The sequence below is a fragment of the Streptomyces sp. NPDC091271 genome, assembly GCF_044757505.1.
Classification (GTDB): Bacteria; Actinomycetota; Actinomycetes; order Streptomycetales; family Streptomycetaceae; genus Streptomyces.
Map to the genome: position 1 here is coordinate 458,236 of NZ_JBIVVD010000006.1, position 16,894 is coordinate 475,129.

Here is a 16,894-nt window from a genome sequence, read left to right on the forward strand (position 1 = left end):
CGTCCCAGCCGCCCCAACCGCCCCAGCCGTCTCCGCAGTCTCAGGCGTCTCGGCCGACGGGCTCAGTGAGCGGCGAGGATCCGCTCGATGACGACCGCGACACCGTCCTCGTCGTTCGTGAGCGTCACACCGGACGCGGCAGCCACGGCGGCAGGGTGGGCGTTGCCCATGGCGAACGAGGCGCCGGCCCAGCTCAGCATCTCCACGTCGTTCGGCATGTCCCCGAAGGCGACCACTTCGGCCGGAGCGATACCGCGCTCGGCACAGTATGCGGCGAGCGTGGCGGCCTTGGAGACCCCGAGACCGCTGATCTCCAGCAGCGCGGTGGGGCTGGACCGGGTGAACGAGGCCCGCTCCCCCGCGAGTTCACGGGCCAGCGCGAGGAAGGCGTCCGGGGCCATCTCGGGGTGGTGGGCGAGGATCTTCAGAACCGGCGTACCGGTGCCCGGAACCTCCTCGTGGAGCAGCTTCTCCGCGATCGCGACCGTGGCGCCCGGGTCCATGTGGAACGGGGGGTAGGCGGGCTCGTAGTGGATGCCGGTGGCCAGTTCGACGGCGAACGAGACCCCGGGTGCCGCCTCGCGCAGGATGTCGACCACGGTCAGGGCGATCTCGCGGTCCAGGGGGTAGACCTTGATCAGCTGGCCGTCGTGGAGATCGGCGACAGCGGCCCCGTTCGCGCAGATGGCCATGCCGTGGCCCTGCACGTACGGGCTGACGACGTCCATCCAGCGGGCCGGCCTTCCGGTGACGAAGAAGACCTCGATCCCCGCCTCTTCGGCGGCTGCCAGGGCGGCGGTCGTACGGTCCGACAGGGTCTTGTCGTCGCGTAGGAGAGTGCCGTCCAGATCGGTGGCGATCAGCCGGGTCACGGCAGGCAGAGGCGAGTCGGTAGCTGAGGTCACCCGCCCATTCTCCCGTACGGAGTCGCACGGGCGTGCAGAGGGGCGCACATCTGAGTGCGCGAGTCCTTGAACTGCGGAACATGACTTTGACATATGCCCAGGGCTCGCCGCGAGGGGCTCGTACCGAGGAGGGGCGGGATGCCTCCCGCCCCTCCAGGGAGGCGCTCCTGGGCGGAGCGGGGGTCTGGTCTGCTGTGATGCTGTGACGGGCGCCCGCCCCTGATCGACGCAGGGGCGGGCGTCGTATCAGCTCAGGACCTGGTCAGCCGGCGCAGACGGTGAAGTCGACCGTGTCGCCCTTCTTGACGGTCTTCGGGGCGTGCGGGGACACGCCGAGCACCGAGCCCGGCTTGCAGCTCTTGACGGCCTTCTTGGTGACGGTGCCGAGCTTTGTCTGCGTCTTCTGCATGTACGCCGTGGCCTCGTCCAGGCTCCAGCCCGCGAAGTCGATGGGGACGCTCTGGCCGTTGGGGAAGAGGTACAGCATGGTGGTGGTGTCGCTGTCGGTGGCCGCGCCGGCAGCCGCCGGGGTCGAGCTGCTGCTGCCGGCGACCGAGGTGGCCAGGGCGGTGCCCCCGCCCGCCGCGATGAGGGCGGCGGCGACGGCGGCGATGCCGATCGTGCGCCTGCGCCGGGTGCGGCGCAGGATCTGGGGCGCGTCGAAGTCGGGGGCCTCGGCGGAGTTCGCGAATCGGTTCATGGCGTTCATCAGTTCCTCTTCGAAAGGTGTGCAGCCGGAAGGCCATGCGTCGCCGTACGAGCTCATCGGATTCCTTCCGTGTGCTGCCGTGGCGAAGGGGCGGAGAGTACGGGGATCTGACCTCTGAGCTTCTCGATCCCCCGAGCAAGCTGGGAGCGCACCGTGCTGGGCGATATGTTCATGTCGGCTGCGATCTCGGTGTCGGAGAGGTCGTGGAAGTACCGCAGCACCACGACCGTGCGCATCCGCATGGGCAGTTGTTGCAGGGCGCGCACCAACTGGTCCCGGTTGTCCACCTGCCCGAACTCGTCTCCCGGGGCGGCTTTGTCGCCGCTTTCCGGATCGGAGGTCATGCCCAGACGGCGGAACCTGCGCCAGCGGTCGTTGGCCAGGTTCACCATGATCCGCCGCACATAGAGGTCCGGAGCGTCCTTCCCCGCGATGGTGCGCCATTTGCGGCAGGCCCGCTCCAGGGTCTCCTGGACCAGGTCCTCCGCTGCCTCACGGTCGCCCGTCAGGACGAAGGCGCCCCGGAACAGCGCGGTCGACCTCGCGGCGACGAAAGCCTGAAAGTCCGTCTCCATACGCTCCTCCCTTCCTGTCACCTCTCCTCGACGTGAACACCGCCTCATCTGCTGCACGGCTGCACTGAGACCTGGGTCACAGGCGTCGATGCCGTCCGGCGTCAACGGGAAGGACGGCATCGATGAGACCGGCGGACAGCTACGGACCATCGTCTCGGCCGCGTCGGTCATGCCCAGTTCCAGGCGGCGGCGGACGTCGGTCTCGTACTGCTCGAGGTCGAGGGCGCGTAGGGCCTGCTCGGCCTCGGCCGCCGTCGGGTCAAGGTCGTACGCGCTCGTGCGCGACGTCCGTCGGCTCGGCTGACCGCCACAAGGCAATGCGCCCGCCCACACGCATTAAGGTCACGGCATGCGTCTGAGCACTGTCATCCTGCCTATCCACCGCTGGGCCGAAGGCCAGAAGACCTGGCGCCGGGCCGAGGAGCTCGGCTTCCACGCTGCCTACACCTACGACCACCTGTCCTGGCGCGCCTTCCGCGACGGCCCGTGGTTCGGGGCCCTCCCCACTCTCACCGCCGCGGCCACGGCGACCGAGCGGCTGCGCCTGGGCACCCTCGTCACGTCGCCGAATTTCAGGCATCCGGTGACGCTGGCCAAGGAGCTGATCTCGCTCGACGACATCTCCGGCGGCCGGATCACGCTCGGCATCGGGGCAGGCGGCAACGGCTTCGACGCGACCGCCCTGGGGCAGGAGGCGTGGACGCCGAAGGAGCGGGCGGACCGGTTCGGGGAGTTCGTGCCGCTGCTCGACCGGTTGCTCACCGAGGACGCCGTGAGCGAGCAGGGCACGCACTACTCCGCCGACGAGGCCCGCAACATCCCGGGCTGCGTCCAGCGCCCCCGGCTCCCCTTCGCCGTCGCCGCAACCGGCCCGCGCGGTTTGAAGCTTGCCGCGCGGTACGGGCAGGCGTGGGTGACCACGGGTGACCCGAAGCTGTACGAGGAGGGCACTCCGGAACAGTCGGTGGAAGCCGTCCGCGGCCAGATCGACAAGCTCGGCGCGGCATGTGCCGGCATCGGCAGGGACGTGGGCGGGCTGGACAAGGTGCTGCTCACCGGGTTCACCCCGGACCGCAGCCGTCCGCTTGAGTCTCTCGGCGCCTTCGTCGACTTCGCCGGCCGCTACCAGGCGCTGGGCTTCACCGAGATCGTGCTCCACTGGCCGATCCCGGACTCCGACTTCGCCGCGGACATGGAGGTCTTCGAGATGATCGCCACCGAGGCACTGGGGCAACTGGCCTGATCGGCCCGGAGCTGGACGGTGCGCGGGAGGAACGCTGCCACGGGCGGGTGGCTGTGGTTGCCGGGCTCCGGGGTGGGGGCGACGCTGGAGGGGAACCCGCAGTCGGCCTGCCCGCGCGTGTGCACGGCACCGGGTGCGGTTCGCCGGAAGGAATGAGTCGTCATGAGGATGCTGCTCACCGCGCAGATGGACACCGAGACCGCTAACCGCTCGGTATCCGACGGAACCATGCCGAAGGTCATCGAGGAGGTCGTCGAGCAGCTCAAGCCCGAAGCGGCGTACTTCACCATCCAGAACGGTCAGCGCACCTGCCTGATGGTCTTCGACATGCAGGACTCCGCCCAGATGCCGCCGCTCATGGAGCCCTTGTTCCACGCGGGTTCCAAGATCGCTCTGCAGCCCGTCATGAATCTCGGCGATCTGCATGCGGGCCTCGGCGGCATGGAGCGCTGAGCGCTGAGCCCGGAGGCGTTATTCACGCATGCGCAGGTAGCCCGGCGGTACGGAGTCGGTGAGCCAGACCCCGTTGGCGCTGACGTGGAAGAGGTGGCCCGCGCGGTGCATGGCGCCGGCGTCCACGGCGAGGACGACCGGGGTGCCGCGCCGGGCGCCGACACGGACCGCCGTCTCGCGGTCGGGCGACAGATGGACGTGGTGGCGGTTCATGGGCCGGAGCCCTTCGGTACGGATGGCGTCGAGCGTCCGTGCCACTGTGCCGTGGTAGAGGTACGCGGGTGGTTCGGCCGGGGGCAGGCCCAGGTCGACGGTGACGGAGTGGCCCTGGTTCGCGCGGATGCGATCGCCGTCCACGGTGAACCGCTGCTTGTCATTGACCGCGACGACGTGGTCGAGGTCCTCCCGGGTGATCGTGACGCCGTGCTCGGCGCAGGCCCGCAGCAGCTCGTCCACAGCCACCCAGCCGTTGGGATCAAGACTGATTCCGATCCGGTCCGGCTCATGCCGCAGATGCTTCGACAGGTACTTGGACACCTTGACGGTGCGTCGTTCGTCCATCCCGACAGAGTGCCCGCGCCCCTTCTTCCGGCGCACCTCGATTTCACCCGGCGTTCGCAGCACTCATGGGTGTGAACAGGTTTGATCCACAGCCAACTCGAGTTATCCACAGGGGTTTTGGCAGTTCTGTGGACAAGTGGCCTTCCGTATGCGGCATTTGGCCAAGTATGGTTTGCGTTACGCCCTTTGGTGATGGTCGGGCGCTGAGTGCGCCGTAACTGCCGTCCATGACAGGCAGTATGGTCAAGTTCCCTACAGCGCAGTGGAGTTGGTGCGAGCAGGCCGGGCATCGGCAGAACCGTCGTGCTGCGCACGGGCGTTGCGGCGCTCGCAACCCGAACCGCCTGCCAGGACTACAAGGGTGGCTTCATCCGGGCAACGCCTCGCAGTAGGCGAGGGCTGAATCGTGACAGCAGCCGTGCGCCGCGTGCCTCAGGCGTCACCGGCACCACGGCCCGGTTGTGCACCACGGCCCCGAGAATTGCCTGAGCCACTTTCTCCGCAGGGTAGTTGCGGATCGAGTACAGCCGAGCCGTCCGCTTCCGGAGCCGCGCCTCCTCGGCCTCGTCGGCTCCCGCGAAGCGTGCGGTACCGGTGATGCCGGTGTCCACGATTCCCGGACAGATGGCGCTGACGCCGATCGACCGCTCGGCCAGTTCGGCGCGCAAGCACTCGCTGAGCATCAGCACCGCCGCTTTGGACGTGCTGTACGCGGGCAGTGCGCGCGACGGCTGATAGGCCGCTGCCGACGCGACGTTGACGATGTGGCCGCCCTGCCCTCGGTCGGCCATCTGACGGCCGAAGATCCGGCAGCCGTGGATGACTCCCCACAGATTGACGTCGAGAACCCTCCTCCAGTCATCGCTCGTCGTGTCGAGGAAGGAACCTGACAGCCCGATGCCCGCGTTGTTCACCAGGACGTCCACGACGCCGAGTTCGGACGCCACCTTCTCAGCGAGCTTCTCCATCGCCTGCTCGTCCCCGACATCCACCACCTCGCCCCAGGCGGCGGCCGCGCCGGTCAACCGGGCCTTCTCCGCTGTCCGCGCGACGCCCTCCGCGTCCCGGTCCACGGCGACCACCCGCGCCCCCGCCGCGGCGAAGGACAGGGCTGTGGCGCGCCCGATCCCCGAGGCGGCGCCTGTCACCAGGACCAACTGCCCTCCGAACCGGTCGGCATGGGCTCCCGTGGCCGTCGTCCTCGGAGCGCCGGACCCAGTGGGAGTGACCTGGCCGCCGGGTTCCCCGCCGGGTTCCCCGCCGGACTCCCCGCCGGACTCCCCGCCGGACTCCCCGCCGGACTCCACGCCGACGAAATCGCTGATCCAGGAGGCCAGCTGATCCGGCCTGGTGCGCGGTACCCAGTGCTTCGCCGGCAGGGTGCGCCGTACCAACCGGGGTACCCAGGAGTCCAGTTCGTCGTAGAGCGACGGCGAGAGGAAGGCGTCCCCGGTCGGCGTGATCAGCTGCACCGGCACATGTGCGTACGCGTCAGGGCGCGGCCGGCGCAGGCGGGCCCGGATGTTGTCACGGTAGAGCCAGGCCCCGTGCGCCGCGTCCCGTGGGAGCGACGCAGTCGGATAGCCGTCCGCGGGCACCTTCTCCATCCGCTGCAGAATTCGCGGCCACTGCCTGCCCAGCGTCCCGCGCCAGGCCATCTCGGGCAGGACCGGTGTGTGCAGCGCGTACACGTACCAGGACTTGGCGCCCTGGCCGAGCAACTGCCCGAGCCCGCGCGGGTACGGGTGGGACATCCGCCGCTTGATCCAGTGCCCGAAGTGGTCGAGAGAAGGGCCGGACATCGAGGTGAACGAGGCGATACGGCCCTTGGTCCGCTCCACCGTGGCGAATTCCCAGGACTGGACCGAACCCCAGTCGTGGCCGACGACATGGACCGGCCGGTCCGGGCTGACGGCATCCACGACGGCCAGGAAGTCGTCGGTCAGCTTCTCCAGCGTGAAGCCGCCGCGCAGAGGTTCGGGCGCCGTCGACCTGCCGTGGCCCCGCACGTCGTAGAGCACCACGTGCCACCGCTCCGCCAGCCGCCCCGCGACCTCGGACCAGACCTCCTTGCTGTCCGGATAGCCGTGCACCAGCACGATCGTCGGCAGCGCGGGATCGCCCAGCTCAGCCACACACAGCTCGATCCCGCCCGTACGCACCCAGCGCTCACGCGCGCCTCGCAGATCCACGCCGCCTCCTCGTCCAGTGCCGGCGTTGCGGTACGCGCCCGTAACGTGACACCGCTGAATGTGGCAACCGGCGGACGGCCCCGTCAAGGGATGCCCCGAACCTGTGGACGACACCGTGTGGACGACCCGGCCCGGGGGTCCTCGCGTACGGGCCCCTTACGGGTCCGTACGCCTGGAGTCTGACGCGGATCCAGCCGCCTGGTCTGACGACTCCTGTGGCCGGCGCCACTACCGTCGATGACGTGACTGTGATCGCAACCGAAAGCCTGAGCAAGCGGTTCCCGAGGGTGACCGCGCTTGACCGGCTCTCCTTGGACATCGGACCGGGTGTAACCGGCCTGGTGGGTTCCAACGGGGCCGGCAAGTCCACACTGATCAAGATCCTGCTGGGTCTGTCCCCCGCCACCGAAGGCCGGGCCGCGGTGCTCGGGCTCGACGTCGCCACCGAGGGCGCCGCCATCCGGGAGCGGGTCGGATACATGCCCGAGCACGACTGCCTGCCCCCCGATGTCTCGGCGACCGAATTCGTCGTCCACATGGCGCGGATGTCCGGGCTGCCGCCCACCGCGGCACGTGAACGCACCGCGGACACCCTGCGCCACGTCGGGCTGTACGAGGAGCGCTACCGCCCCATCGGCGGCTACTCGACCGGTATGAAGCAGCGGGTGAAGCTGGCCCAGGCGCTGGTCCACGACCCGAAGCTGGTCCTTCTCGACGAGCCGACCAACGGCCTGGACCCCGTCGGCCGGGACGAGATGCTCGGTCTGATCCGCCGTGTCCACACCGACTTCGGCATCTCGGTGCTGGTCACCTCGCACCTCCTCGGAGAGCTCGAGAGGACCTGCGACCACGTCGTCGTCATCGATGGCGGCGCGCTGCTGCGCTCCAGCTCCACCAGCGACTTCACCCAGACGACCACGACGCTGGCCGTCGAGGTCACCGACAGCGACACCCACCCGGACGGTACGGACGCGCTGCGCCGCGCCCTCACCGGGGCCGGGATCAAGCTCGTCGGGCACGACGGCCTGGACGCCGAAGGGCTGCCGGGCGCAGGACACATCCTCCTGGTGGAGGCGACGGGCGAGGAGACGTACGACGTGGTCCGCGACAGTGTCGCCGGCCTCGGGCTGGGTCTCATCCGGATGGAACAGCGGCGCCACCACATCGCGGAGGTCTTCCGTACCGAAGAGGCACCGCGGGCGGCCGTGGCCGCGACAGCGGGTGCCGGACAGCAGAAGGGGAGCGGTCGCGATGAGCACTGAGACCGGGACCGCGGCCGGGAGCGACACCTCCCGGATCCACAACATCGGATACCGCTCCTACGACGGCGCACGGCTCGGCCGGGGCTATGCCCGCCGATCGCTGTACTCGCAGTCCCTGCGGGGCTCGTTCGGACTGGGCAGGTCCGCCAAGTCCAAGGTGCTGCCGATGCTTCTGTGCGGGGTGATGTGCCTGGTGGCTCTGATCCTTGTCGCGGTCGCCATCGCCACGCCCGGCATGACGAAACTCCCCATCAGGTACACGGACTTCGCGATCTACCTGCAGGCCGTGATCGGACTCTTCATCGCCTCCCAGGCGCCGCAGTCGGTGTCGAGGGACCTGCGCTTCAAGAGCGTGCCGTTGTACTTCTCGCGGCCGATCGAACGCGTCGACTACGTGGTCGCCAAGTTCGCGGCCATGACGTCGGCCCTGCTGATCCTCACCGGTCTGCCCCTCGTCATCCTGTTCGTGGGCTCGCTGCTGGCCAAGTTCGACTTCGCCGACCAGGCCAAGGGATTCGGGCAGGGGATGGTCTCGGTGGCACTGCTCTCCGTGCTGTTCGCCGGGCTCGGACTGGTGGTCGCCGCGCTTACGCCGCGCAGGGGCTTCGGGGTCGCCGCCGTGATCGCCGTACTGACCATCACCTACGGTGCGGTCTCCACGGTCCAGGCGATCGCCTGGGAGACGGGTTCGGCCGGTGCCATCACCTGGCTCGGGCTGTTCTCGCCCATCACGCTGATCGACGGGGTGCAGACCGCGTTCCTCGGCGCCTCCTCCGCCTTCCCCGGCGGTGAAGGACCCGGAGCCGCCGCCGGTGTGGTCTATCTGATCGTTGTTCTCGCGCTCGTCGCCGGCTCGTACGCCGTACTGATGCGCCGCTACCGGAGGGTCGGCCTGTGACCACCATCGAGATCGACCACACCTCCCGCTGGTTCGGCAACGTGGTCGCCGTCAACGACGTGAGCATGACCGTGGGGCCCGGAGTCACCGGGCTGCTCGGGCCCAACGGAGCCGGGAAGTCCACCCTGATCAACATGATGGCCGGGTTCCTCGCGCCGTCGACCGGCAAGGTCACGCTCGACGGCACACAGATCTGGCGCAACGAGGCGGTCTACAAGGCGATCGGGATCGTGCCGGAGCGGGAGGGCATGTACGACTTCCTGACCGGCCGCGAGTTCGTCGTCGCCAACGCCGAGCTGCACGGGCTGGGCGACGCGGCCGCGCACAAGGCGCTGGCCACGGTCGAGATGGAGTACGCGCAGGACCGCAAGATCTCGACGTACAGCAAGGGCATGCGCCAGCGCGTGAAGATGGCGTCCGCGCTGGTCCACGACCCCTCGGTGCTGCTCCTCGACGAGCCGTTCAACGGCATGGACCCGCGCCAGCGGATGCAGCTCATGGAGCTGCTGCGCCGTATGGGAGCGGAGGGCCGCACGGTGCTCTTCTCCTCCCACATCCTCGAGGAGGTCGAGCAGCTCGCCTCGCACATCGAGGTGATCGTGGCCGGCCGCCACGCGGCGTCGGGCGACTTCCGGAAGATCCGTCGGCTGATGACGGACCGGCCGCACCGCTATCTCGTCCGGTCCAGTGACGACCGCGCCCTCGCGGCCGCGCTCATCGCGGACCCCTCGACGGCGGGGATCGAGGTCGACGTCACGGAGAAGGCCCTGCGCATCCAGGCGGTCGACTTCGGGCGGTTCACGACGCTGCTGCCGAAGGTCGCGCGCGAACACGGCATCCGGCTGCTCACCGTCTCCCCGTCCGACGAGTCCCTCGAATCGGTCTTTTCCTATCTCGTAGCGGCCTGAGTAGTGGCCTGAAAGGAGCTGTGAAGCGTCATGTACGACCCCACAGTCGCCCGGCTCACCTACCGGGCCCTGCTCGGCCGGCGCCGGGCCGCCATCCTGTTCGTCCTCCCGGTCCTGCTGGTGGCCATCGCCGTGGCGGTACGGGCGTTCGCCGGTGCCGATGACGGTGTGGCCTCCGGGGTGCTGGGCGGATTCGCCATCGCCACGATGGTCCCCCTCATCGGTGTCATCGCGGGTACCGGTGCCATCGGGCCGGAGATCGACGACGGCTCGATCGTCTATCTGCTCGCCAAGCCCGTGAAGCGGCCCACGATCGTCTTCACGAAGCTGATCGTCGCCGTCGCCGTGACGATGCTGTTCTCCGCGCTGCCCACGTTCGTCGCGGGGTTGATCCTCAACGGCAACGGGGGGCAGATCGCCGTGGCCTACACGATCGCGGCGCTGGTCGCCTCGATCGCGTACAGCGCGCTCTTCCTGCTGCTCGGCACGGTCAGCCGGCACGCGGTCGTCTTCGGCCTCGTGTACGCGCTGGTGTGGGAGGCGCTCTTCGGCAGCCTGGTGCCGGGGGCCAGGACGCTCAGCGTGCAGCAGTGGTCCCTCTCGGTCGCCGAGAAGGTCGCCGGGGAGGGCGCGGTCACCTCGGACGTCGGCCTGCCGCTGGCGACCGTCCTGCTGGTCGGCGTGACGGTCGTGGCCACGTGGTACGCGGGTCAGAAGCTGCGGGCGCTGAAGCTCGCCGGCGAGGAGTGAGACCGGCCACCACGCATGCCCTGCAACCCCCGCCCACCGGGCGGGGGTTGTTCCGTGTGCGGGGCGGTCGGGTCGCGTGACTGTACGGTTGTCGGCTCGTTGTACTGGGTGCGTGGAGGCAACTGGAATCTGTGGCGTCGAGCTTTCGTGAATTCGAGGAATGCCGGCAGCGGTGAGGCGAGCGCCCACCCGGCCGGTCATCGAGTGAGTGGCAACCGTGAGCGACCTCCGCCCTCGCAGCCCGGGGACAGGGCTCTCCTTGCCGTTCCCACGCACGAGAGGCACACCGATGCCCACAGAGGTCGCCCTGCTCGAATCCCAAGCCCTCCGGGTCGAGCAGATGGGGCGCGTCGAAGTCCTCGACAAGGTCAAGAGCCTTGTCATGCTCCCTGATGGAATTCACCTTCGCACAGAGGACGTGGCTCGCTATTTCGAAGTGTCCACAGAGGTCGTCAAGAAGCTGACCCAACGCCATCGTGCCGAGGTGGAGGAGAACGGCCTCACGCTGCTGCGCGGCGCTGAGCTGCGCATCTTCCATAGGGACATCGTGTCCCTATGGGGTGGTGAGGGGGCGGAGAGTTATCCACAGGCGGCCACGCAGCTCACGCTGTACACCCGCAGGACCGTGCTCGACATCGCCATGCTTCTTCGCGACAGCGACATCGCGCGCAGCATCCGGACTCACCTGCTCGACGTGGAGGAGGACCTCAAGGCCTCCTACGCCTCGCTCGACCGGCGCGTCACCCGCATCGAGGGCTGCCTCGCCGACGTGGGAAGCGCGCTCCAGGAGCTCGGGCCGGTGCTGGGCCGGATGTCGCAGCGGCTCGACTCCCTGGACCGGAAGCTCGATGTCACGCATCAGGTCGTCGGTGCCATCAGCATCCGGCTCACCGACGTTTCGCACGACGTCATCCGCCTCGACGCCCGCATGGACGACCTCGCGCACCGGCTGAGGGATCTGGGCCGCCGCACGAGCGGCTGACGTACGTCCGGGGGCCACCGGAAAACGGGTGGCCCCCGGGCCCCGGTCTCCGGCACAGTGAGGGGGACGGCGCGGGGAGGCGCCGTCCATGAGGACCGGGAGAGGAGCGCGGCGATGACCAGGAGTCCGAGTCCGTCGTGTTCCCGACAGGGCGGTCCGCAGCCGGCACCGCGGTAGCTTCATCAGCTGCCCGCGGGCGCCCGCAGCAGGACCCCCGGGTGGCCCCCGCTGCGCGTCGCGCGCGGCCACCCCCCGGAGGATTGGCCGAGTGGTAAGGCAGCGGCTTGCTAAGCCGTCGTCGGGGCGTGACCCCCGCGCGCGTTCGATCCGCGCATCCTCCGCCGGAGCTGGAAGACGGAAGCACGCAGACCGGCGCCCGCAGACCGGGGCCCGCAGACCGGGGCCCTGGAGTTCGAAGCTACGCGCGCGTGGTCGTCCGGAGCAGCTCCTCCAGCACCACCGCGATGCCGTCGTGCTCGTTCGACGCGGTGATCTCGTGCGCCACGGCCTTCAGGTCGTCGTGCGCGTTGGCCATGGCCACACCGTGCTGCGCCCAGCCGAACATGGGGATGTCGTTCGGCATGTCACCGAACGCCACGGTGTCCGCCGCCTTGAGCCCCAGACGGCGGGCGGCGAGCGAGAGACCGGTCGCCTTGCTCAGCCCCAGGGGCAGGATCTCCACGACCCCCGGGCCCGCCATGACGACGTTCACCAGGCTGCCGACGGCCTGCCGGGCGGCTTGTGCCAGCGCGTCGTCGTCGAGCTCGGGGTGCTGTATGTAGACCTTGTTCAGCGGAGCGGTCCACATCTCGGCGGGGTCGGCCATGAAGACGGCGGGCAGCGGCCCCTCCTGTACCTGATAACCGGGCCCGACCAGCACCTCGCCCTCGAGTCCGTCACGGCTCGCCGCGAGCGCCAGCGGGCCGACCTCCGCCTCGATCTTGGACAGCGCGAGCCCCGCGAGCTGCCGGTCAAGGGTGAGGGAGGTCAGTAGCTTGTGCTCGCCCGCGTGGTAGACCTGCGCGCCCTGACCGCACACCGCCAGGCCCTTGTAACCCAGGTCGTCCAGGATGTGCCGGGTCCACGGCACCGCGCGTCCGGTGACGACGATGTGCGCGGCGCCGGCCGCGGTCACCGCGGCCAGCGCCTCCCGGGTGCGGTCGGAGACCGTGTGGTCGTCGCGCAGCAGGGTGCCGTCGAGATCGGTCGCTACGAGCTTGTACGCGAAGGTCACTTGGAGACCGGCTCCAGAAGCTCGCGCCCGCCCAGGTACGGACGGAGGGCCTCCGGCACACGCACCGAACCGTCGGGCAGCTGGTGGTTCTCCAGGAGCGCCACGATCGTGCGCGGTACGGCGCAGAGCGTGCCGTTCAGCGTGGCCAGCGGCTGGACCTTCTTCCCGTCGCGCATACGGACGGAGAGCCGGCGGGCCTGGAAGCCGTCGCAGTTGGACGCGGAGGTCAGTTCGCGGTACTTGCCCTGGGTCGGGATCCACGCCTCGCAGTCGAACTTCCGCGAGGCCGAGGACCCGAGGTCACCGGTCGCGACGTCGATCACCTGGAACGGCAGCTCGAGACCGGTGAGCCACTGCTTCTCCCAGTCCAGGAGCCTGCGGTGCTCCGCCTCGGCGTCCGCCGGGTCGACGTACGAGAACATCTCGACCTTGTCGAACTGGTGGACGCGGAAGATGCCCCGGGTGTCCTTGCCGTACGTGCCCGCCTCACGGCGGAAGCAGGGCGAGAAGCCCGCGTACCGCAGCGGCAGCTTGTCGGCGTCGAGGATCTCGTCCATGTGGTACGCCGCGAGGGGGACCTCCGACGTGCCGACCAGGTAGTAGTCGTCCTTCTCCAGGTGGTACACGTTCTCCGCGGCCTGGCCGAGGAAGCCCGTGCCCTCCATGGCGCGCGGGCGGACCAGCGCGGGGGTCAGCATGGGGACGAAGCCGGCCTCGGTGGCCTGGGCGATCGCCGCGTTGACCAGGGCCAGCTCGAGCAGCGCGCCGATGCCGGTCAGGTAGTAGAAGCGCGATCCGGACACCTTGGCGCCGCGCTCCATGTCGATGGCGCCCAGCGCCTCGCCGAGCTCCAGGTGGTCCTTGGGCTCGAAGCCCTCGGCGCCGAAGTCACGGATCGTGCCGTGCGTCTCCAGGACGACGAAGTCCTCCTCGCCGCCGACCGGTACGTCCTCGTGGACGATGTTGCCGAGCAGCAGGAGCAGCCGCTTGGCCTCGGCGTCGGCCTCGTCCTGTGCGGCGTCGGCCGCCTTCACCTCGGACTTCAGCTGATCGGCCTTCTTGAGGAGCTCTGCACGCTCCTCGGGGGTGGCCTTGGGGATCAGCTTCCCGAGCGCCTTCTGCTCGGAGCGGAGTTCGTCGAAGCGGATGCCGGACGACCTGCGCAGCTCGTCGGCGGAGAGCAGGGCGTCGACGAGCGCGACGTCCTCTCCACGGGCGCGCTGGGAGGCGCGAACACGGTCGGGGTCCTCACGGAGCAGGCGAAGGTCAATCACCCCTCAAGGCTACCGGTGCGGGGATCCGCCGCTCGAACCGATATCGACGAGCGTGGCGCTTTGCCCGAATTGCCGGAATCAATAATCCTGGGGGAGTCATGGGCCGACAGCGGGGTGGGGTCGTCAATAAAAGGGACGCATTGCCACGCAAAGGGAACAAGGCATCCTGCCGCTTGACGCATCACCGGTGCCTGGGCGGTGAGTTGGGGGCGACGGGCGGGCGTGTTGTCCACAGGTCCCTGTCGATCCAATTAGTTATCCACAGGCTGTGAAGAAGATCTGTGGATGCCGGAAGAGATCGTTCCGAAAGCGGCATGACGGGACAGGGATCTGCAACTCAAACCTCATCCGTGCACTCATTCGGGTGGGTATTCCTCGTTCCAATGAGTTGATCAACGGAATTGGAGGGACACGGGGGGAGCTGTGACCCCATGGGTGATCCCGGGGCGCTGGGGCGATTTGTCGACCATGTCGTATTGCGGTGTCGACTTGTCCCCAGGTTGGAGGGGTGGCCTGTGGATAACTTCCTGCGTGAAATGAAAATCTGCAGGTAGGACCGGCAGGGTTCGGGCCGGCCCCTTCCCACAGGCTTCAGACGCGGCCGTCCTGGCTGCGGGCCAACCAGTCGGAGGCCTCGGTGAAATCGGTGTCCGACGTCCCGATCCGCAGAGGGCTCACCTCTTCGGGCGTCACCCCCGCGCGCGGATACGAACCCAGGAACCGGACCTTCGGGCAGATCCGCTTCAGCCCCATCAGCGCCTCGCCGACGCGCCGGTCCGCGATGTGCCCCTCGGCATCCACGGCGAAGCAGTAGTTCCCGATGCCTTCCCCGGTGGGCCGGGACTGGATCAGCATCAGGTTGACGCCTCGGACGGTGAACTCCTGGAGCAGTTCCAGGAGGGCGCCCGGACGGTCGTCGCCGAGCCAGATGACCACGGAGGTCTTGTCGGCTCCCGTGGGCGCGGACGGCCTCGCGGGGCGCCCCACCAGGACGAAGCGGGTCTGGGCGTTCTCCGCGTCGTGGATCTCGGTCACCAGCGGTTCCAGGCCGTAGGTGGCCGCGGCGAACTCACCGGCGAAGGCGGCGTCGTAGCGACCCTCCTGAACCAGCCGGGCAGCGTCCGCGTTCGAGGCCGACGACTCCCACACCGCGTCGGGCAGATGGGCCGCCATCCAGTTGCGTACCTGGGGCTGCGCGGCCGGGTGGGCGCTGACGGTCTTGATGTCCGACAGCTTCGTCCCGGGGCGCACCAGCAGCGCGAACGTGATGGAGAGCAGCACTTCGCGGTAGATCATCAGCGGATCGCCCGTGGTCAGCTCGTCGAGGGTCGCGCTGATCCCGCCCTCCACGGAGTTCTCGATGGGGACGAGTGCCGCCGCCGCCTCCCCGTTCCGCACCGCGTCCAGTGCCGCCGGCACCGAGACCATCGGGACGAGTTCGCGGGTGGCGGCTTCGGGGAGCGTACGGAGGGCCACCTCGGTGAAGGTGCCTTCGGGGCCGAGGTAGGCGTAGCGCGTGGCTGACATACGGTCACCCTAATGGGCCGCCGGACGGCGCCGTGCGCCTCGCGCCGGCGGCGTACGGCGCCGTGGGCCCGGCCCCGTACTACGGGCGTGCGGCCGCGCGCCTCACGCCTCCAGCAGCCGCTGCCCCACGTACTCCCCGGACGCGGCGCCCCCGGGTACGGCGAAGAGACCGCTCGCCTCGTGCCGGATGAACGGTGAGAGCGCGTCTCCCCGGTCGAGCTTGCGCTGGACCGGAATGAACCCCTTGAACGGATCGGCCTGCCAGCAGATGAAGAGCAGACCGGCGTCCGGGGTGCCGTCGTCGGAGATGCCGTCGTGGTACGAGAACGGGCGGCGCAGCATCGCGGCGCCCCCGTTCTTCTCGGGGGAGGAGATCCGGGCGTGTGCGTTGTCGGGGATCAGCAGCTTGCCGTCCGCCCCCGCCTTGTCCAGGTCCATCTCGGTGTCCTCCGAGCCGCCGCTGAGCGGGGCACCGTCCGCCTTGCGCCGCCCGATGACCTGTTCCTGACGCTTGACCGTGAGCTCCTCCCAGTCGTCCAGGAGCATCCTGATCCGCCGGACGACGGCGTACGAGCCGCCTGCCATCCAGGCGTACGCCGACGCGCCACCGGACGGCACGAAGATCCGCTTCTCGAAGTCGCTCTCGGCCGGTTTCGGGTTGTTGGTGCCGTCGACCTGGCCCATCAGATTGCGCGTGGTCATCGGACGCTCCGTGGCGCCCGGGGTGCGGTTGAAGCCGTTCATCTGCCAGCGCACCCGGGCCGTCGAGCCGGCCTCCTTCTGAAGGGCGCGCAGCGCGTGGAAGGCGACGAGCCCGTCGTCGGCGCCGATCTGCACCCAGAGGTCGCCGTCCGACCGCTTGGCGTCGAGGTGGTCGGAGGAGAAGGCCGGCAGCGGATCCAGGGCAGCGGGCCGGCGGTCGGTCAGGCCCGTGCGGGTGAAGAAGGTCCGTCCGAATCCGAAGGTGACGGTCAGGGAGGACGGCCCGGCGTCCAGGGACACCCCGGTGTCGTGGGCCCGGCCGTCATCCGCCGGCTCGCCGGCCATCAGGCGTTCCGCCACGGCCGACCAGCGGCGCATCAGGGCGGCTGCCTCCTTGCGCCCCGCGCCGGGTGTCAGATCGAAGGCGACCAGGTGCCCGCGGGCCTGAAGCGGAGTGGTGATCCCCGCTTGATGTTCCCCGTGAAACATCGCCTGGGTCGAGCCGACCGTGGTCAGCGGTGCCGGCGCATCCCCTCGCGTCGCCGCATAGCCGCCCGCACCGCCGGCCGCGCCCAGGACAAGGCCCGCCGCGCCGGCCGCGCCCGCGCCGCCGATCAGCCGGCGCCGGGAGACGACGCTCGCGCCGCCGGAACCGGATGCGTCGCGGCGGGCGGAGGCGCCGTTCTCCGTGGGGTCGTCCTTCTTCTTGCTCACCCTGC

16 protein-coding genes and 1 tRNA gene are annotated in these 16,894 nt (G+C 69.4%); 8 read left to right on the forward strand and 9 right to left on the reverse strand.

Translation table 11 applies throughout. The features are described 5' to 3' along the window. Positions 1-62: 62 nt before the first annotated feature. The 3 genes from ACIQM3_RS26165 to ACIQM3_RS26175 form a co-directional block, all read right to left on the reverse strand. Positions 63-905, reverse strand: coding sequence for a Cof-type HAD-IIB family hydrolase (locus ACIQM3_RS26165; protein ID WP_401628060.1), 843 nt, complete (start codon positions 903-905; stop codon positions 63-65). A gap of 262 nt (positions 906-1,167) precedes the next feature. Then, a complete protein-coding gene (locus ACIQM3_RS26170) occupies positions 1,168-1,605 on the reverse strand; it encodes a PASTA domain-containing protein (RefSeq protein ID WP_401628061.1) in 438 nt (145 codons plus the stop codon). 62 nt (positions 1,606-1,667) lie between these two features. Beyond that, complete coding sequence (locus tag ACIQM3_RS26175) at positions 1,668-2,189, reverse strand: SigE family RNA polymerase sigma factor (RefSeq protein WP_401628062.1); 522 nt, start codon at positions 2,187-2,189, stop codon at positions 1,668-1,670. Positions 2,190-2,538: 349 nt separating this feature from the next. Here ACIQM3_RS26175 and ACIQM3_RS26180 point away from each other — a divergent pair, with 349 nt between their 5' ends. Continuing rightward, the gene (locus tag ACIQM3_RS26180; protein WP_401628063.1) at positions 2,539-3,432 is read left to right on the forward strand and encodes an LLM class flavin-dependent oxidoreductase; all 894 of its coding nucleotides are present in this window, start codon (positions 2,539-2,541) and stop codon (positions 3,430-3,432) included. A 162-nt stretch (positions 3,433-3,594) separates the two neighbouring features. Continuing rightward, a complete protein-coding gene (locus ACIQM3_RS26185; RefSeq protein WP_401628064.1) occupies positions 3,595-3,885 on the forward strand; it encodes a hypothetical protein in 291 nt (96 codons plus the stop codon). Between the two features lie 18 nt (positions 3,886-3,903). Here ACIQM3_RS26185 and ACIQM3_RS26190 read toward each other — a convergent pair whose 3' ends face one another. Together ACIQM3_RS26190 and ACIQM3_RS26195 are read right to left on the reverse strand one after the other, a co-directional pair. Beyond that, complete coding sequence (locus tag ACIQM3_RS26190; RefSeq protein WP_401628065.1) at positions 3,904-4,446, reverse strand: RNA 2'-phosphotransferase; 543 nt, start codon at positions 4,444-4,446, stop codon at positions 3,904-3,906. Positions 4,447-4,799: 353 nt separating this feature from the next. Beyond that, positions 4,800-6,638: an SDR family oxidoreductase gene (locus ACIQM3_RS26195; protein WP_401628067.1), complete on the reverse strand. Its 1,839-nt coding sequence runs from the start codon at positions 6,636-6,638 to the stop codon at positions 4,800-4,802. A 248-nt stretch (positions 6,639-6,886) separates the two neighbouring features. Between ACIQM3_RS26195 and ACIQM3_RS26200 the strand changes: the two genes are divergently transcribed. The 6 genes from ACIQM3_RS26200 (at position 6,887) to ACIQM3_RS26225 (ending at position 11,779) form a co-directional block, all read left to right on the forward strand. After that, positions 6,887-7,900 (forward strand): ABC transporter ATP-binding protein, encoded by a 1,014-nt coding sequence (locus ACIQM3_RS26200; RefSeq protein WP_393763809.1) that lies wholly within the window; start codon positions 6,887-6,889, stop codon positions 7,898-7,900. Further along, positions 7,890-8,798: an ABC transporter permease gene (locus ACIQM3_RS26205; RefSeq protein ID WP_362927582.1), complete on the forward strand. Its 909-nt coding sequence runs from the start codon at positions 7,890-7,892 to the stop codon at positions 8,796-8,798. Before ACIQM3_RS26200 ends, ACIQM3_RS26205 begins: the two co-directional genes overlap by 11 nt. Further along, a complete protein-coding gene (locus ACIQM3_RS26210; protein WP_401628069.1) occupies positions 8,795-9,706 on the forward strand; it encodes an ABC transporter ATP-binding protein in 912 nt (303 codons plus the stop codon). Before ACIQM3_RS26205 ends, ACIQM3_RS26210 begins: the two co-directional genes overlap by 4 nt. Before the next feature lie 30 nt (positions 9,707-9,736). Next, complete coding sequence (locus ACIQM3_RS26215; RefSeq protein WP_401628071.1) at positions 9,737-10,456, forward strand: ABC transporter permease; 720 nt, start codon at positions 9,737-9,739, stop codon at positions 10,454-10,456. A gap of 289 nt (positions 10,457-10,745) precedes the next feature. After that, complete coding sequence (locus ACIQM3_RS26220) at positions 10,746-11,438, forward strand: hypothetical protein (protein WP_401628073.1); 693 nt, start codon at positions 10,746-10,748, stop codon at positions 11,436-11,438. Positions 11,439-11,692: 254 nt separating this feature from the next. Then, a tRNA-Ser gene (locus tag ACIQM3_RS26225) sits at positions 11,693-11,779 on the forward strand. A 77-nt stretch (positions 11,780-11,856) separates the two neighbouring features. Here the strand turns inward: ACIQM3_RS26225 and ACIQM3_RS26230 are convergent. The 4 genes from ACIQM3_RS26230 to efeB form a co-directional block, all read right to left on the reverse strand. Next, positions 11,857-12,672, reverse strand: a complete 816-nt coding sequence (locus ACIQM3_RS26230) for an HAD family hydrolase (protein WP_104787487.1) — start codon at positions 12,670-12,672, stop codon at positions 11,857-11,859. Then, positions 12,669-13,946 (reverse strand): serine--tRNA ligase, encoded by a 1,278-nt coding sequence (gene serS / locus ACIQM3_RS26235; RefSeq protein WP_401628075.1) that lies wholly within the window; start codon positions 13,944-13,946, stop codon positions 12,669-12,671. The genes ACIQM3_RS26230 and serS overlap by 4 nt, the downstream gene beginning before the upstream one ends. A 591-nt stretch (positions 13,947-14,537) precedes the next feature. Further along, complete coding sequence (gene pheA / locus ACIQM3_RS26240; protein ID WP_401628077.1) at positions 14,538-15,473, reverse strand: prephenate dehydratase; 936 nt, start codon at positions 15,471-15,473, stop codon at positions 14,538-14,540. Between the two features lie 102 nt (positions 15,474-15,575). Further along, positions 15,576-16,889: an iron uptake transporter deferrochelatase/peroxidase subunit gene (gene efeB, locus ACIQM3_RS26245; protein WP_401628079.1), complete on the reverse strand. Its 1,314-nt coding sequence runs from the start codon at positions 16,887-16,889 to the stop codon at positions 15,576-15,578. Positions 16,890-16,894 lie beyond the last annotated feature (5 nt).

Coding starts and splice junctions, on each gene's coding strand:
- ACIQM3_RS26190 (WP_401628065.1), bottom strand. CDS start 4,446: ATGGACGAACGACGCACCGTCAAGGTGTCCAAGTACCTGTCGAAGCAT.
- ACIQM3_RS26170 (WP_401628061.1), bottom strand. CDS start 1,605: ATGAACCGATTCGCGAACTCCGCCGAGGCCCCCGACTTCGACGCGCCC.
- ACIQM3_RS26185 (WP_401628064.1), top strand. CDS start 3,595: ATGAGGATGCTGCTCACCGCGCAGATGGACACCGAGACCGCTAACCGC.
- pheA (WP_401628077.1), bottom strand. CDS start 15,473: ATGTCAGCCACGCGCTACGCCTACCTCGGCCCCGAAGGCACCTTCACC.
- ACIQM3_RS26205 (WP_362927582.1), top strand. CDS start 7,890: ATGAGCACTGAGACCGGGACCGCGGCCGGGAGCGACACCTCCCGGATC.
- ACIQM3_RS26175 (WP_401628062.1), bottom strand. CDS start 2,189: ATGGAGACGGACTTTCAGGCTTTCGTCGCCGCGAGGTCGACCGCGCTG.
- ACIQM3_RS26180 (WP_401628063.1), top strand. CDS start 2,539: ATGCGTCTGAGCACTGTCATCCTGCCTATCCACCGCTGGGCCGAAGGC.
- ACIQM3_RS26220 (WP_401628073.1), top strand. CDS start 10,746: ATGCCCACAGAGGTCGCCCTGCTCGAATCCCAAGCCCTCCGGGTCGAG.
- ACIQM3_RS26215 (WP_401628071.1), top strand. CDS start 9,737: ATGTACGACCCCACAGTCGCCCGGCTCACCTACCGGGCCCTGCTCGGC.